The following is a 15,855-nucleotide window of genomic DNA, read 5'->3' on the forward strand; positions in this document are numbered from 1 at the left end:
CCTCACTCCTGATCATCACTGCACCCGCTCCATCCGTCCGAGCCGCTTGAGCATCTCCCGAAAGGAAATCTGATTCTGCGGAGCGATGATGTCGATTTTGGGCGGCAGCAGCCCCCCGTCCACAAGAACGTTACGCGCCGGGTCAGCCGTTCCCCTCAGCGTGAAAACATCATTTTCCAAAGTACAGGACAACCCGATGGCACGGTAGTTATACGAATCGATAAAGCGGTGTATGCCGCTGGAAAGCGTCCCGTAGAGCCCTCCCTGGCTGAGTAGCGTCAGGTTGCGTACCGCTTTGACGTTGATGACACGCTCCCCCTCGGGGCGGGTCGCAAGGGTGGCCCGAAAATGCGTCGGCATGGTCCCGAACAAACTCAGATCCTGTACCCTGCCGTCCATGGTACCGGTGATCTCCCCGAGCTCGGCGGTTCGCGTCAACTGCCCGAGGTCGATCCCCTCGAAGGTCAGCTCTCCGCCGAAAACGGGAAAGCGCGTTCCGATGTGTTCCGCCCGGATTCCATCCAGCCGCACTTGTCCGTCAAACACGTTCGCAACCGCCTGCCCTTGCGTTTCCAGGCTGCCGTTACGGTAGTGCAGACGGGGCAGATCGGCTGCCAGTCGCCCGCTGATGCGCGGCAGGTCGTAACGTGAGGCGAGCAGATCCAGATCGATATCGGCAATCATCAGGCGGCCGAGAGCCTGAAACCCGTCGGGGCCCCAATCGAACTCAACCCCCGACAGACTAAGAATGCCACCTGCAAGAAAAAATACCAGCGGCGATCGCACTTCAATATGGTTGGTCCCGACCATCAGATCGATGCCCTGTTGTGGCGCAAACCGGGCGGGACCCAAAACCAGGTAGGAGGTCTTAACAAAACCCGCACGCGCTGCAGAACCCGCCGATTCCGGCATTGGGCCCTGCAAAAGCCAGTCGACAGGGATTCGTCCCTGTAGCCCGCGGACCTCGAAGGCATGACGGGGCCAGCGCAGGCGCACATTTTCCGGTTGGAGCACACCCTGCAGCCTCAAGCTGTCCTTCGCGCCCTGCAGCGAAGCATAGGCCCCGAAGCGGCCGGAAATTTCCAGATCGTCATCGGCGAGAACAGGCGGCAGATCAATGCTCTGTCGTAGAGTCTGCCAACTGCGCTGCAGATCGGAAGCGGTCAGGCTGACTCGGAGATCGAGTTCGTCCCCCTGCCAAAGGGCGCTGCCTTCGATCGACGCCAGATCAGCAAGCTCGAAGTCGATCCTTTCCAGGTGACGGCGCTTCAGATCGGGCGAGAGCTCGCCTGCCAGCGAGAAGCGACCCTGCCGCCCGGAAAAGTCGGCAAAGAAATTGTTATGCAGAATCTCGCCGACCCCAATCTCTCCGTTAAAATTCCAGCGCAAGCCTGAATCAGGGTGCCAGATCAGCTCGCCCGTCAATCCGGCCGCCCCGCGGGTGAATCCGGAAAGACCGCTGGCGGCCAGATATTCAAAATCGGACAGCCGCACCGATTCGGCAGCCAGGCGCGCCGCCGCCCCAACTCTGTCATAATGGATCTCCCCCTTTGCCTGCAGCTTAGCCTGAAGATCTTCTCTGCCCAGATCCGCAGAGAGGCTATTCAAGCAAAAGTGCACTTCATCGGGCGTTACGCGGGCATTCCCGGTCAGAGCCGGTGAAGAAATTTCCACGTCCTGCCATCGCAGGGCATCGGCATCCGCTCTTATCTTTTCCAGCCGAATCGGATCGCCGGGATGAAAAACCAGGGAGGCCTGGCCACCGCGAAGCGAAAGACCGGTGGGCAGCGCATTCCGGTTGAAAAGAGACGCAAATGTGGAATCGTCCAGGTTTGACAGACGTGCCTCCAGGCGCATCATTGTTCCCTGCAGATCGAGCAGCGTCCGCCCGCCCACAGACAAACGACCACCGATGGAGAGAGAGGGTGTGACTTCAAGCCTGAACTTCCCAGCCAACTCTTCGAGGCTGACCATCATTTCCGGGGAATCGGACAGTGGATCTTTCGACTTTTGCCCCTGAAATTCCACGTCAATGACAGGCGCGTCATAGGTGCCCGATAAATGAGCAAGCGTCCTCAGCCCGCCACGAAGAGGAAAGGCCTCCTGCTGTATGAGAAGTTGCTGCAGCCAGGAACTCTCGACATACGGGGACGACAGCACGCCGGTTATCTCTTCGCCCGTTCCCTGCACCCGCCCCTGTACCTTCTGCTGCCCGAGCGGAGTCAACGACAGATCCGCGCGCCAGCGCGAATCGCCGGCCCCCAGATGGATCTCTGCGCCGCTGAAATCGAGCGTGCGCTCTTCGTGGGCAACTCGCCCCCGGGAAGCCGTCAGGAGAAGTTCAATGGCATCTTCTGCCGGCACCAGTCTGGCGACGAGGTCCTGCAGATCGAAGTCCAGCGAAGGAGGGAGGGCCAGAGAATGGCCGAAAACGGATGTCCAATGGAGAAGATCCTCTTTGTTGAACCGGGCAAGGGCGAAATGGATCTCGGAGGCTGAAAATCGCTCTCCGAAAAGAACGCGCACCGGGCGGCTCAGCAGGTCATGCTGATCCCAGTTCAGGGTCTCCAGTGCCAGAACGGCCTCGGGGGGTGGCGTAAGAGAGCCTCGTGCGGTCAGCGCAACGGAGCGTTGCTCGCCGACACGCGCACTCAGGTCAAAATCTAAAGGATCGTCCCGTGACCGGCTCTGCGCCTTCAGGTTCACCTGCTGCATCCGCAGGTTCAGGGTTCCCAGGTCGAAATGCAGGTCGCCCTGCACGATCTGAAGCTGTTCGACGTGAAAGCCTTTTGTCCCGGGGATGACGAGACCCGAGGAGTCCTGATCCGTTCTGGATTGGACCGCCAGGCGAGGATTTTCGATTTCTACGGCGGCCAGGGTGCGGTTTACGAGCAGTTGTTTCGGGGAGTAACGCAGCTGGATTCCGGGAACTTCAAAATGGAAATCGGGCGAGCGGCTCACCACCAGATCATTAATGCGAGCCCGGGACTTTTCCAGGTGCAAAGACCCGATACGCACCTGTCCCTCGAGGCGCTCGGCCAGAAAAGCCTCGATCCGTGGACGCGCCACCTCGTTCAACAGCGGATCGCGCCACAGCCAGGCCGCGCCCAACAGGATACAGACGCCCGCAATGAGGATGGCGAATAGAACCAAAGCATTACGGAGCGTCTTCATAGGTCTTTCGCCCGGTGTGTTTGAAGTTCACGTCCGGATCAAATCCCGGCATTCCGCCAGCATTACAGATCAATGGGCTTCGCGCCAATTGGCGCCCACTCCCACCTCCACATCCAGCGGCACCCGCAATTCTACCGCGTTTTCCATTTCGTGCTTGACCAGCGCACTGACCTCATCCAACTCTGCGCGCGGCACATCGAAAACCAACTCATCATGAACCTGCAGCACCATGCGGGTTTTGAGGGACTGGGCCTGCAGACGTTTGAAGACACCGATCATGGCGAGTTTGATGATGTCGGCCGCCGACCCCTGAATAGGGTAATTGGTGGCGTTGCGCTCGGCATAGCTGCGGAAGTTGGGGTTTTTGCTGTCGATCTCGGGGATGGCACAGCGCCGGCCCAGCAGGGTTTTGACGTACTTGTTGCTGCGCGCCTCCTCGCGCCTGGCCTCGAGAAACTCCGCCACACGCGGCAGCCGCTCAAAATAGGCGTCGATAAAGCCCTGCGCCTGCTTGCGGTCGATCCCGAGGCTTTTCGCCAGGCTGAACGCGCCCATGCCGTAAAGCACGCCAAAGTTGATGGTCTTGGCCTGGCGGCGCTGTTCATCGCTGACCATCTCGGGAAAGACGCCGAAGATCTCGCAGGCGGTACGGCGATGGATATCCTCGCCGCGTGCGAAACTCTCCTTGAGAACCTCCTCGTCGGCCAGGTGCGCCAGAATGCGCAGCTCGATCTGAGAGTAGTCGGCGGCCAGCAGGACGTTGCCCTCATCGGGGATGAAGGCTTCGCGAATCCGCCGCCCTTCCGGTGTGCGGATCGGAATGTTCTGCAGGTTGGGATCACTCGAAGACAGACGGCCGGTGGCAGTCACCGTCTGGTTGAAACTGGTGTGGATGCGCCCCGTTTCGGGATGAATCAGCTTCGGCAGGGCATCGGTGTAAGTGCCCTTGAGCTTGGAGATGCCGCGGTGTTCGAGGATGCGCGCGGCGATGGCGTGATCCTCGGCCAGCTTCTGCAGAACCTCGACATTGGTGGACCAACCGGTCTTGGTCTTTTTGCCGCGGGCGAGGCCAAGCTTCTCGAACAGAACTTCTCCGGTCTGCTTGGGTGAGGCGATGTTGAACGTACAGCCGGCCAGCTCATGAATCTCAGATTCCAGGGCGGAGAGCTTCTGTTCCATCTCGCGGGAGAGATTGCCCAGCACCTGCGGATCGACGCGCACCCCCTGCCATTCCATATCGGCGAGGATCGCCACCAGCGGCATCTCCACCTCATGGAAGAGCTTTTCCTGTTCGCTCTTGTTGAGCATGGGGGCGAGCTTCTGCGCCAGCTGCAGGGTGACGTCGGCATCTTCGGCCGCGTAGGTCACCGCCTTTTCCACCTCGACCTCGGCGAAGCTGATCTGATTGCGCCCGCTGCCGGCGACCTCTGAGAAAGGGATGGTGCGGCGCCCAAGCAGCTCGGCGGCCATATTGTCCATGCCGTGGCTCTTGGCGGCAGGGTTGGCCAGATAGCTCGCCACCATGGTATCGAAATCGGTGCCCTGCACCCGGATGCCGGCCCGGCGCAGGACCAGCAGGTCGTACTTGGCGTTCTGGGCGATTTTGGGTTTATTGGGATCCTCCAATAGCGGCCGCAGCCGCTCCAGCACCCGGTCGCGGTCCAGCTGCTGCGGGGCTCCCAAGTAGTGATGCCCCAGGGGGATATACCAGGCCTCGCCCGCCTGGACGGCAAAGGAGATCCCCACCAGATCGGCACGCATGGCATCGAGACTGGTCGTCTCGGTGTCAAAGCTGATGCGGGAAGCTTCTTCCAGCCGCTTTATCAGCTGATTGAGCGCCTCTTCAGTCATCACCGCCTGGTAGTCATCATCGCGTGAGCCGGCATCGGCAAAAAACTCCTGCTGCAGCTTATGAAATTCCAGCTCGCCGAACAGTGCGGTCAATGCTTCACGATCCGGATCACCGGTAGCCAGGGCATCGTATCCGACCCCCAGGGAAAGATCATCGCGCAGCGTCACCAACCGCTTGGAGAGCAGCGCCTGTTCACCGAACTCCTGCAGCTTGTCCTTCATCTTGCCTTTGACTTCATCGAGGCGGGCCAGCAGATTCTCCACCGTACCGAACTGGGAGATAAGCTTGACGGCCGTCTTCTCCCCGATTCCAGGCACCCCCGGCACGTTGTCGGAGCTATCGCCGGCCAGCGCCTGCACTTCCACCACCTTGTCCGGGGAGCCGCCGAAGCGCTCCTGCACCTCCTGCAGCCCGAAGACCTTGTCCTTCATGGTATCGAGCATGCGCACCCGCTCGGAAATGACCTGCATCAGATCCTTGTCGCCCGAAACGATGGTCACCTCCATCCCTTCGGCGGCATGCTTTCTGGCCAGCGTAGCGATGATATCATCGGCCTCGTAGCCCTCAAACTCCAGCGCCGGCAGGTTGAAAGCCCGCACCAGATCCTTGATCAGCGGAATCTGCGGCACCAGGTCCTCCGGCATCGCCGCGCGGTTGGCCTTGTATTCGGGATAAATCTCCTTGCGGAAGGACGGCCCCCTGGCGTCAAACACCACCGCCAGGTGATCCGGCGCATGCTCGCGCATCACCTTGAGCAGCATGTTGGTAAAACCGTACACGGCATTGGTCGCCATCCCCTTGGAATTGGACAGGTGGCGGATGGCGAAATAGGCGCGGTAGATATAACTCGAACCGTCGATCAGGTAGAGGCGTTTGGGCTGTTCGGTCATGCAAAAGTCTTCCTTTCGTGGGATGGCCGGCATTATTCCACAGAAGGCGACAAAGAAAAAGACCGCTTGTTGACAAGCATGCCACATTGAAATACAATTTGACACACAAAATGAACACAGGAGAATTTATGCCCTCTCTAAGCCTACGTCTCCCCGACGACCTCGACCAGCGCCTCGAAAATGAAGCCCGCCGCAGCGGTGTGCCGCGCTCAGAAGTTGCGCGAGCGGCCATCGGCGAGTTTCTTGCGCGTCGCGAGCGTGAGCGCTTCATGGCCGAAATGGTCGCCGAGGCGCGCACCGCCTATGGCAACGAAGAGATCCACCAGGACGCCCTGGATTTGGAAAAAGACTTTCTCGATCTGGGCACACAACAAGACAAATCCCCCAATAGCCATAAAAATCCGCAAGACAGATGGTGGAAATAATGCGCCGCGGTGAAATCTGGGTGGCCAACCTCAACCCCGGTCGCGGCCGTGAAATCAGCAAAATCCGCCCTGTTCTCATCATCCAGGATGATGCCTTCACCGAGAGCGGCACCCCGATGGTCATCATCCTGCCCCTCTCCACGCAAGTCTATCCGTCATTCAAACGCTGGCGCATCAGCATCGCCCCTCGCGAGCGCCTGCTGAAAGCCTGCCAGGTCATCGTCGATCAACCACGCGCCCTGGATCGTACCCGGCTGGGCGAAGGCCCCCTGACCATGCTGACAACGGATGAGATAGCCGCCGTGGAAAAAAGCCTCAAAGCGGTTTTGGGGCTACTTTAAATGAAGCGCTGCCTACAAACGGCAGCGGCCGAACCCTGACGGATCCGGCCGCTGCCCTCTGCCCTCGCATGGTGTTGCATAAACAAACAGGCGCTTACCTGTCGTCTTCGTCACCCAGCACCAACGTCGCACTCCCTGCCAGCAGGGTGACATATCTTCGATCATCCTCGAACACATGACGCACAGCGATGCGCGTCTCTGCATCGGTGGGTTCGAGGACATCGCCCTCATGGAGTTCATACTCCTCGTCGAGCTGCATCACGATGACGCCGTCTTGCGCTGCATCGCTGCGGTTATTGCTGCTGCCGCACCCCGCAATCCAGAGCCCCCCCACCAGAGCGGCAAGAACCAGACAAAGCGATTTTATATTCATAGGGAGTAACTATTCTGCTCCCAAGCCGAGCCGAGTGACATAGATGCTTGGAGATGGGTCAGTCCGATTCCATAAATCGAGGCGATTTGCCCTCAAACAACAGGCGCAAGGCAGCAGAGGCACTCAGCCCCTGCTTTCGGCATGTAGACAAGTAGCTGCGAATTCGGCAGAACATCTTTGCGCCTTCCCAGGAGCGGAAGCAACCTGAGATCTTCTGCTGAACCTTGGTCATTCGAAGGTCATTCTCAGCCTGATTGTTCGAGAAGGGGACCTCGTCTTCGACCATGAATCGCAACACATCGTTCTCAAAGTCTCGCAGTCGCTCCAGAAGGTTGCGGGCTTTGGAGCGAGCAAGCCGTCCCCTGCGCCCCTTTCGCTGACTTTCATCGGGGGCGGGGCACTCTTTTTCGGCCACATCGAGCAAGGCTCGATAGCGTTTTCGGTAAATGCCGGCAGCGAAATCGTCGAGATGGCCGCCGGCGTCCACAGTGGCCTTGTTGATCTCTTTGAGCAGGATCGTCATCTGTTGCGCCCACTGCTGCTTGTCCTGCTCCCAGGCCCGTTCCAGTTCTCTGAGGTGGTGAGCATTACACAGCGCATGGCAGGCGCCGTATTTATAGTAGGGCTTCCAATGGTCATGGCACAGGATGCCTGAGAACGCTGGCAGAATGCCGATCTCATCCAGGGCCTCGCCTCCTCGCTTGGCGTGAGGATGGAAAAAGGTGAACTCGGCATTGGATGCACTGTGCAGCCATTGGCGCTTGCCCTCGATATTGATGCCGGTTTCGTCGGCATGGATCAGCCGCGATGCAGAAAGCTGCGCCCTGATCCATCGGTCAAAGGCTTCCAGCCGGTCATAGGCATCCTGGTTGAAATTGTAGATCGAACCAACGCTGACCGGAATCTGTATCTGCTCCCAGAAATGATCCCCGATACGGTTGTAGGGGAGCAGTTGGAACTGGGACATGTAGACAGCGTTGACCTTGACCCCGATGCCGTACTGTACCGCCCGGGTGACCCCTTCGGGGAAGGGCGCCACATGGCGGTTGCCGCGCTCGTCCTCGAGAATCTGGGCCCGGTATTCGGTGACGATTCGAGAGATGTCCAGATCCACGACCTGCCGGGACTCGTAGCCGATCTCGCGGTAGTTGCCCGCCGGCAGGGTACTGCGATCAAGTTGGAGCACTTCGATTTCATCGGGATCGGCGACCGGCTGCAGCGTTGTGCCGCGACGCCCTGGTTGCCCTCCCGGCTTGCGGTTGCTTTTGGCTCGGGACTGCTTCTCACGATTCGGATCAGCCGATGGCGGCTTGCTGCTGTTCTTGCTGTTCAGGCCAAAGCGGTTGGCAAGCAGCGTGACCAGGAGCAGAAGGACCTCAAGACTCGACTTGACCGCCGGGGACAGATCCTTCTCTTGGGCCAGCAGCGTTTTCACCTGCTCAATGGTCGCATCGACGTCGATATTGTTAATCGTCATTCTGGTCACCCGTGCTGAAGATGAGACATCTTAACACGGGTTTTCAGAATGGAATTTTTGTCCTGAGGTTGCCTTGTGTGGCGATATTTTTTCGCAGCCAATGCCGCATGCGCGAGCCGGGCGCTCTGTCCGACAAGCGCAATTCGGGGCATCTTCAGTGGGCCAATATGAGTACTTAGCCGAGAGCAAGCGATGCTGGCAATTTTTCAAAAAATCGCTGTCAAGAACTTTTTTCAATCCCCAGCTGAATAGTTACAATAAAATGTTTGTCAAGATAGCTGCGCACGGCGTCAAGCTGTGCGGCGGTCGCAATCTGGTAGGGAGCATCCGACTCTCCCGTGCCGCCGGCAAAGGGAGGGTCAACAGCCCAGGCAGGCGAAACGAAAGCAAAGACAGACAGAGCGACTAGCCAGGCGAGAACCTGCAACCGACCAACTCTCATGGTTTAATCCTTTCACCGGTTAATAGTTGGGCGGCACAGGGCGCCGCCCCCCAATAATTATCGACTCATCTCAGCTAGTTGCAACGTTTCAAACCCCGACTCGATCAGAGTTCCGCTTTCATCGTCCTCTTCGTAGAACACCTCAAAGGTTTCAACGCCCTCGTCTTCGCCCTGCCCGACAAACCACATGCGGATTTCAGCGGCGCCTGACGCCTCCGGCCGAAGGGTCAGCAGACCGCTGGCCTGGTCGTAGGTCCAACTTCCGGTGAGGTCCTCGTTAAAGGGGTGAAACAAAAGGAAAGAACCATCGATTGCGAGGTGGACCCCTTCGAATTGCTCTTCGCCTTGAATCAGGTAGGACGAGGAAAAAACAAATCCCTGGCCCTCGATCTGCTCTTGTTGCAGCAGCAGGGGCGACAGCAGGCGGGTATCCTCGTCATAAACCAGTTCACCATCGACGTCAGAAATCATCACTGTTCTTCCCCTGTCGTTGATGAAATAGATGGCGTCGACCTGTTCGCCGCTGTCGACCGATAAGCCGCCGTAGGGATCGATCCACCAGTCGATCGGGATAATTGCTGAGCTGTCGGGATAGTAGGCCAGTTCACCGGTGAGATCATCACCATCCACCGCCAGCCACAGATGCCCGCCCCGTAAACTCCTGAAGTACTCATCGATACGCGAGTGCTGGTCCTTGATGATGTAATGGGCCGGCTCGGCACTCTGCTCACGCACCTTCACAAAGGGCAGGGCCATGGTTCCCGAAAGGCCCTCATAGATTTCTCCCCACATACGCATATAAAGGTGGCTCTGCCAATCTGCGACCAGATCGACTTGCACGGAAAAATTCGATTCCTGGCTATTGATGCTGAGCACACCGTTTTCAGAAACCCACCAATCGCCGGAAACATATTCGAACCAATCGTCTTCTTCGGAGAAAAACATCTCGACACCGTTTTTTTCGTCGTCAAAGAGAATCAGCGCGCCGTTATAAAACGCCTTGCCGGCAAGCATTTCTTGGTTGAATACCACTTCGGAGGTGCTGCCTAAGCTGGTGTCCTCACGCAGATAGAGATGTCCGGGATCGTTTTCCAGGCGGAGGTCGCCGGCCTCAAAGGCCGCGTGTACAGCTTCGCTGGTGAAGATATTGTTCATGACGTAGTAATTAAGCCCGAGTTGCGCGCCCTGCGCCCTATCGACAAGGGCCTTGAATTCATCCAGGAAGACCAAATCGTCGTCTTGCGCTTCCCGGCGTTCGACTTCCTGTTTCCACCAGGTGAATAGCGCGGGCGCGGTGTCGGCCACCTCGCGCATGGTCACAGGCGGCAGTTCGCGGTTCTCAGGGAGGGTCGAGGCTATCCGTTCCATGCCCTCGGCGCTGATCACGTAGCAGACGGCTTCAATCAGATCGGCACGCAGAGGACCAACGCTCGTGAGCAGATTGTACGCCTCTTGCTTCGTCAGCCCCACCAGAAAGGCATCCATATAGAAGAAATCAAACAGAACCGCCACATAGACGTTGGCGCGCACCCCGGCGAGATCTGCATCCGTCATGGAGTCCCTGTCGAGCAGATGCAGGCTGCCGTAAGGATCCGCATTGATGTGTGCCGCCGAAAAGCCGGGGATGACCGCGCGGGACTCGTCACCAAGCGCCAATGGCAGCGCCTCGGGCGGCTGGGTGAGGGCTTCGACGATTGCCTGCTCATCGAGTCCGAGAGCAACCAGGGTCGTCAGGGGCGATACAATGACCGATTCCGCATCCTCCTCCATAATTGTGCGTGCCAGCCTGCCGGTGTAAGGCAGACCCTGGTGGTCGCCGGCTTCGTGCATAATGATGGTGAGGCCGGCAGGTACGGGGCGATCAAAAGTAAAGTGCCCCCGTTCATCCGAAGGCGTGGAGATCTGCTCGCCCTCGTCCCAAAGACCATTGTCGTTGACATCTTCAAAAAACGTCGCACCGACAATGTAGGGATCAACCACCACTCCGCCCGTCACCGTCGCACTTTCAGTGTGACGGCTGCTACTGCTGCCGCCGCAAGCGACCAAACTCAAAAGACCGACACAAATAAACAGACACCCGCACATCTTGTAAAACGCCATTTCTTTTCTCCTTTTTACTTCGCGCCACAAAAGTTTTTGTCCATTGAAAAAAAACTAACCTTTCCCCGGAGAATAAAAAGTCGACTTTTTGTAAACTCTTGTGGTTTAAAACGGGTTTTTTGTATTTTTCTTCTGTCCGGTCGGTTCCAGAACGTAGCACCTGAACCCTTCAACGGGATCCGGACACCGTGTGATGGGTCTGATCTTCCCAGCAGGTAGGCACAATGGTTGCTTGATACCATGGAGACGGATAAAACCGCTGTATCTCCCGAATGCCCGATATCAGGTTAATAGCAGAGATAGCCGAACTCCAAAAGTCAGCGTTTTGTCAACTTTTGCTCTTTGTGTCACTTTTCTGTAAACTTAGTTTTTCCTTTTATGTCCCATGATCTGTGATGGATAGAGAATAAAATGTTGCCCACACTATCTTTTGCGGCTTTTGTTTTGTGGCTCCTGGCCGTTCCGATGAACGGGCCGCTGCTCAGTGCGGCAAGCATCAATAGTGCTGCGACTTTTTTCCTGCTCCCTCATGTCGCGTTTCTTTTTCTCACCGGAACGTTCACTTCTGCCGGCCTTTTGCGACGCCTGGTACCCCTCTGCGTTCTGATAACGGTGTTCATATCCACGGCATTGCCCTTTATCCCGAATGCCGCGCAATGGTTTCTGATTCCACTCAGTGCATCTGCCGCTGTCGTCGCCATTGATGCGACCTCACGCCTGCATGCCGCAAAAGAACCGGTCCTGGCAGGCGCGCTCGGCCTCATTCTTGGCAATCTGCTTTTTTTCGTTTTACTTATCTGGCAAAAAGGGGACTTTCTGGCATTTGCCCTGGTCTCCCTCCCTTTAATGCTGCTGATCCTCCACCCGACGTACAGCAACTCTCCCGCTCCGACCTTCAAAGAGGCAAAACTCTGGCACTATCTGCCGTTCGTGCTGGTGTTCCACATTGTTAGCGGGCTGATGTACGGCGTTCTTTACCCGGTCTATCAACCCGCGGCCTTTCTCCCGGGTGGGGAATTGCCGTTTTACATGCTGACAGCGCTGGCTGCGGTCTTTCTGGTCAGGAAACAACAGGAATTTTCTCTGATTGCCGGCATTTTGCTTGCGATGGTTTCCTTTGCGCTGCTGCAGCACACCCACCCGGCAAGCATCAACCTAAGCATGTTCGCCATGCAGGCTGGACAGGGATTCGTCGATCTTTTTCTGCTGGCCTACCTTCTCTCCTTCCCCCGGCGGATTCGTGCCATCGGCATCGGCCTTGCCACCCTGTGCCTGGGCATTTACGGGGGCCAGTTGATCGGCCAATTTCTGCAGGATTTTGTCGGCGTCATCGTCATGGCAGGGCTGATCAGTCTCAACCTGGCGGTTTTGACACTTTACCTGCTGGGTCAACGCCGACTCGCCTCTACAAAAAATGAAGTGAGAGGGGAAAGTCCTGCGAGGACAGACTTCACCATTTCAGAGCTGCCCGCGTCCTCGGCCGATACCGCCTCCCACCCCGCACCTGAAGACATTCTCACCCCAGAGAGTCAGCTTCCGGCAAACCTGCGACTCCTGCTTTCTCCCCGCGAATGCCTGGTTCTGACGCACAGCATCGAAGGCTGCACCTACCGCGAAATCGCCCATCGTCTCGACATCTCGGAATCCACGGTCAAAACCTACATGAAGCGCATCTGCGACAAGCTGGGTGTGCAGGGGCGCAAGGGGCTTTTTGATGCATTGGCCGCCATGAAGTCCCCGCTCTCAGCCTCATAATCAGCGCCCCCTCAGGTTGACAACCCCGCCAGGAGTGATTAGCTTGCCTGCATCCGCGAACTTCGCAGCAAGGAGCAAGCGCCCATGAGCGATGAAAAAGACGAAATGATCGAGCCGGACCTCCCCGGCGACGAAGACAATAATCCCGAAGAGGAACAGGAAAGCGGGCTGGTGCTCGCTTCCGAAGTTCTGCCCTCATCTCTGCCATTGATTCCCCTGCGGCCGCGCCCGGCCTTCCCCGGCATCATCCTGCCGCTGGCGGTCAACGGCGCGGAGCGCGCGGCCACCATCCGCCAGGCGATGGATACGCCCAGTCGCGCTATCGGCCTGGTGCTGGTCGAGGATGGCGAAGAAGCCGACGGCCCGGACAATCTGCACAGCGTCGGCGTTGCCGGCAAAATCATGAAAATCCTCCACCAGGAGGAAGACACCATCCACCTGCTGGTCAATACGCTTGAGCGCTTCACCATCGAAGACATCGTCGTGCAGGATAATGGCGTATTGCGCGGGCGGGTGCAGTACCGCTACGGTGCGGAGATGTCCGTCAATCCGGAGCTCAAAGCCTACTCCATGGCCATTATCGGTGCTCTCAAGGAGCTGGTGCAGATCAACCCGCTCTATTCCGAGGAAATCAAGATGTTCCTCAACCGCTCGAGCCTTGACGATCCTGGGCGGCTGGCAGATTTTGCCGCCAACCTGACCTCTGCAGACGGTCAAGAACTGCAGAACATCCTGGAAACTTTCGATGTCAAGAAGCGCATCGACCGGGTGCTGGTACTGCTGAAGAAAGAACTTGAAGTTTCGCGCCTGCAGACCGAGATCACCAAGCAGATCGAGGAAAAGATCTCCAAGCAGCAGCGCGAGTTCTTCCTTAAGGAGCAGCTCAAGGCCATCAAGAAGGAGCTGGGGCTTGAAAAGGAAGGCAAGGCAGCGGAAGTGGAAAAGTTCGAAAAGCGCCTGGCTGAACTCAAGCTCAACGAGGAAGCGCAGAAAACCGTCAACGAGGAGTTGGAAAAGCTCAAACTGCTTGAACCCAACTCCCCCGAATACACCGTCACTCGCAACTATCTCGACTGGCTGACCATCCTCCCCTGGGGGCGTTTCAGCAAGGACTCCTACCGCATTGATCGTGCCCGCAATGTCCTCGACCGCGATCATTACGGACTGGAGGATGTCAAGGACCGGATCCTCGAGTTTATCGCCGTCGGCAAAATGAAAGGCGACATTTCGGGTTCGATCCTGTGCCTGGTGGGTCCGCCCGGGGTGGGCAAGACCTCCATCGGCCACAGCGTCGCCGACGCCCTGGGGCGCAAGTTCTACCGCTTCTCCCTGGGCGGCATGCGCGACGAGGCGGAAATCAAAGGGCACCGGCGTACCTACATCGGCGCCATGCCGGGCAAATTCGTCCAGGCGATGAAAAGCGCCGGCACCGCCAACCCGGTCCTGATGCTGGATGAGATCGACAAGATCGGCGCCAGCTACCAGGGCGATCCGGCCTCGGCACTGCTCGAAGTGCTCGACCCGGAGCAGAACAGCAGTTTCCGCGACCATTACCTGGATGTGCCCTACGACCTGTCCAACGTGCTGTTTATCGCCACCGCCAACCAGCTCGACACCATCCCGGCGGCGCTGCTCGACCGCATGGAGGTGATTCGGCTCTCCGGCTACATCAAGGAGGAGAAGGTCGAAATCGCGCGCCGCTACCTGGTGCCCAAAGCCCTTAAAGGCCACGGCATCCCCAAGGGCAAGGTCGCCATCAGGCGCGACGCTCTCGAAAAGATTATCGATGACTATGCCCGTGAAGCGGGGGTGCGCAACCTCGAGAACCGCATCAAGAAGATCATGCGCAAAGCAGCCATGGAATTTGCCGGCGGCCGCGAGTCGAAGATCACCATCACCAAAAAGGAGGTGGAATCCTACCTCGGCAAACCGGTCTTCACCCCGGATGAATTTTTCGAGGGCGTGCCGGGCGTCGTCACCGGGCTGGCCTGGACCAGCATGGGCGGTGCCACCCTGCAGATCGAAGCCACCGCCGTGCCCAGCAAGAACAAGGGGTTCAAGCAGACGGGGCAGCTGGGCAACGTCATGGTTGAGAGCAGCGAGATCGCCTATTCCTTTACCATGGGGCACCTGAAGAAATACGGCAGCGATGCCGACTTCTTCGACCGCCACTTCGTACATCTGCATGTGCCGGCCGGCGCCACCCCCAAGGACGGCCCCTCCGCGGGCATCACCATGACCACCGCGCTGCTGTCCATGGTGTTGAACAAACCGGTGCGTGATCGGCTCGGCATGACCGGCGAACTGACGCTGACCGGGCGGGTCCTGCCCATCGGCGGCGTCAAGGAAAAAACCATCGCGGCACGGCGCGGCGGGCTCAAAATCCTGATTTTCCCGGAAGCCAACCGCAAGGACTTCGAGGAGCTGCCTTCCTATCTGCAGGAAGGGCTCGAAGTTCATTTCGCCACAAATTACGACGAAGTTTTTGAAATTGCCTTCAACCAGTCCCCGCCCAAAAGCACGAAAAGGGGCAAATCCAAAAACACATGATGTCAGGAGTCAAAAACCGAAATGAGTGTAGACGAATTGAAAGACGCCGTTCTGGCGCTGGAAGCCGATGAGAAAAAGCAGCTCCTGCTGGAGACCCTGCCCCAGTTGTCGCGCGAAGTCATGCAGGATCGCGAGTTTCTTATGCAGCTGCTGCCAATTTTCATGGGACTGATCAAGGACAGCGGAATCGACCTGGGCCAGCTGGCGCAGATGGCCATGATGATGAACGGCAACCGCCCCCCGCAGGCCTGATGATTGAGAATTGACGCCGTGGAAGGAACCTGCTAGCTTATAGCGCCATGACGACGATGACTGAACAAAAGCTTCTGAATAAAAACTGGTGGCGAATCTGGATGCACCCGGGTTCGCGCGCCTGACAACAAGGTTTCGCCGCGAATTCAGGACCGGCTCGCGGCGGCTCAAAACCTCAATCAAAGACGAAAGCCGCGGCCTCCTTACCGCGGCTTTCGTTTTAC

General features: G+C 57.9%; 11 protein-coding genes. 5 read left to right on the forward strand and 6 right to left on the reverse strand.

All coding sequences use genetic code 11. From position 1 onward, the window contains the following. Positions 1-15: 15 nt before the first annotated feature. Together GSUB_RS11990 and polA are read right to left on the reverse strand one after the other, a co-directional pair. Entirely contained in the window at positions 16-3,174 is a 3,159-nt protein-coding gene (locus tag GSUB_RS11990; RefSeq protein WP_040200981.1) for a hypothetical protein, read from the reverse strand. Between the two features lie 69 nt (positions 3,175-3,243). After that, positions 3,244-5,916 carry a DNA polymerase I gene (polA, locus tag GSUB_RS11995; RefSeq protein WP_040200982.1) on the reverse strand — a complete coding sequence of 891 codons (2,673 nt, stop codon included), beginning with the start codon at positions 5,914-5,916 and terminating at the stop codon, positions 3,244-3,246. Positions 5,917-6,044: 128 nt separating this feature from the next. Here polA and GSUB_RS12000 point away from each other — a divergent pair, with 128 nt between their 5' ends. Further along, positions 6,045-6,341 carry a ribbon-helix-helix protein, CopG family gene (locus GSUB_RS12000; protein WP_040200983.1) on the forward strand — a complete coding sequence of 99 codons (297 nt, stop codon included), beginning with the start codon at positions 6,045-6,047 and terminating at the stop codon, positions 6,339-6,341. Then, a complete protein-coding gene (locus tag GSUB_RS12005; RefSeq protein WP_200890141.1) occupies positions 6,341-6,682 on the forward strand; it encodes a type II toxin-antitoxin system PemK/MazF family toxin in 342 nt (113 codons plus the stop codon). Before GSUB_RS12000 ends, GSUB_RS12005 begins: the two co-directional genes overlap by 1 nt. 94 nt (positions 6,683-6,776) lie before the next feature. Here the strand turns inward: GSUB_RS12005 and GSUB_RS12010 are convergent, their stop codons facing one another. The 4 genes from GSUB_RS12010 to GSUB_RS12025 all read right to left on the reverse strand — a co-directional run bounded on the left by GSUB_RS12010 (position 6,777) and on the right by GSUB_RS12025 (position 11,074). After that, entirely contained in the window at positions 6,777-7,055 is a 279-nt protein-coding gene (locus GSUB_RS12010) for a hypothetical protein (protein ID WP_040200985.1), read from the reverse strand. 58 nt (positions 7,056-7,113) lie between these two features. Continuing rightward, positions 7,114-8,532 carry an IS66 family transposase gene (gene tnpC / locus GSUB_RS12015; RefSeq protein ID WP_040200986.1) on the reverse strand — a complete coding sequence of 473 codons (1,419 nt, stop codon included), beginning with the start codon at positions 8,530-8,532 and terminating at the stop codon, positions 7,114-7,116. Positions 8,533-8,752: 220 nt separating this feature from the next. Continuing rightward, on the reverse strand, positions 8,753-8,974 hold the full coding sequence (locus GSUB_RS12020; protein WP_040200987.1) for a hypothetical protein: 222 nt from the start codon (positions 8,972-8,974) through the stop codon (positions 8,753-8,755). Positions 8,975-9,031: 57 nt separating this feature from the next. Then, entirely contained in the window at positions 9,032-11,074 is a 2,043-nt protein-coding gene (locus GSUB_RS12025) for a hypothetical protein (RefSeq protein WP_040200988.1), read from the reverse strand. 411 nt (positions 11,075-11,485) lie between these two features. On the opposite strand from GSUB_RS12025, the gene GSUB_RS12030 reads away from it, so the two are divergent. The 3 genes from GSUB_RS12030 to GSUB_RS12040 all read left to right on the forward strand — a co-directional run bounded on the left by GSUB_RS12030 (position 11,486) and on the right by GSUB_RS12040 (position 15,631). Beyond that, positions 11,486-12,829, forward strand: coding sequence for a helix-turn-helix transcriptional regulator (locus GSUB_RS12030; RefSeq protein ID WP_040200989.1), 1,344 nt, complete (start codon positions 11,486-11,488; stop codon positions 12,827-12,829). Between the two features lie 84 nt (positions 12,830-12,913). Then, positions 12,914-15,379 (forward strand): endopeptidase La, encoded by a 2,466-nt coding sequence (gene lon / locus GSUB_RS12035; protein WP_052464900.1) that lies wholly within the window; start codon positions 12,914-12,916, stop codon positions 15,377-15,379. 21 nt (positions 15,380-15,400) lie between these two features. Continuing rightward, a complete protein-coding gene (locus GSUB_RS12040; protein WP_040200990.1) occupies positions 15,401-15,631 on the forward strand; it encodes a hypothetical protein in 231 nt (76 codons plus the stop codon). The last annotated feature ends 224 nt before the right edge of the window (positions 15,632-15,855 follow it).

Source organism: Geoalkalibacter subterraneus, assembly GCF_000827125.1.
GTDB lineage: Bacteria > Desulfobacterota > Desulfuromonadia > Desulfuromonadales > Geoalkalibacteraceae > Geoalkalibacter_A > Geoalkalibacter_A subterraneus.

Bases quoted from the DNA above. Each gene is read 5' to 3' on its own strand.
- GSUB_RS11990 (WP_040200981.1), bottom strand. From the start codon at position 3,174: ATGAAGACGCTCCGTAATGCTTTGGTTCTATTCGCCATCCTCATTGCG.
- polA (WP_040200982.1), bottom strand. From the start codon at position 5,916: ATGACCGAACAGCCCAAACGCCTCTACCTGATCGACGGTTCGAGTTAT.
- GSUB_RS12000 (WP_040200983.1), top strand. From the start codon at position 6,045: ATGCCCTCTCTAAGCCTACGTCTCCCCGACGACCTCGACCAGCGCCTC.
- GSUB_RS12005 (WP_200890141.1), top strand. From the start codon at position 6,341: ATGCGCCGCGGTGAAATCTGGGTGGCCAACCTCAACCCCGGTCGCGGC.
- GSUB_RS12010 (WP_040200985.1), bottom strand. From the start codon at position 7,055: ATGAATATAAAATCGCTTTGTCTGGTTCTTGCCGCTCTGGTGGGGGGG.
- tnpC (WP_040200986.1), bottom strand. From the start codon at position 8,532: ATGACGATTAACAATATCGACGTCGATGCGACCATTGAGCAGGTGAAA.
- GSUB_RS12020 (WP_040200987.1), bottom strand. From the start codon at position 8,974: ATGAGAGTTGGTCGGTTGCAGGTTCTCGCCTGGCTAGTCGCTCTGTCT.
- GSUB_RS12025 (WP_040200988.1), bottom strand. From the start codon at position 11,074: ATGGCGTTTTACAAGATGTGCGGGTGTCTGTTTATTTGTGTCGGTCTT.
- GSUB_RS12030 (WP_040200989.1), top strand. From the start codon at position 11,486: ATGTTGCCCACACTATCTTTTGCGGCTTTTGTTTTGTGGCTCCTGGCC.
- lon (WP_052464900.1), top strand. From the start codon at position 12,914: ATGAGCGATGAAAAAGACGAAATGATCGAGCCGGACCTCCCCGGCGAC.
- GSUB_RS12040 (WP_040200990.1), top strand. From the start codon at position 15,401: ATGAGTGTAGACGAATTGAAAGACGCCGTTCTGGCGCTGGAAGCCGAT.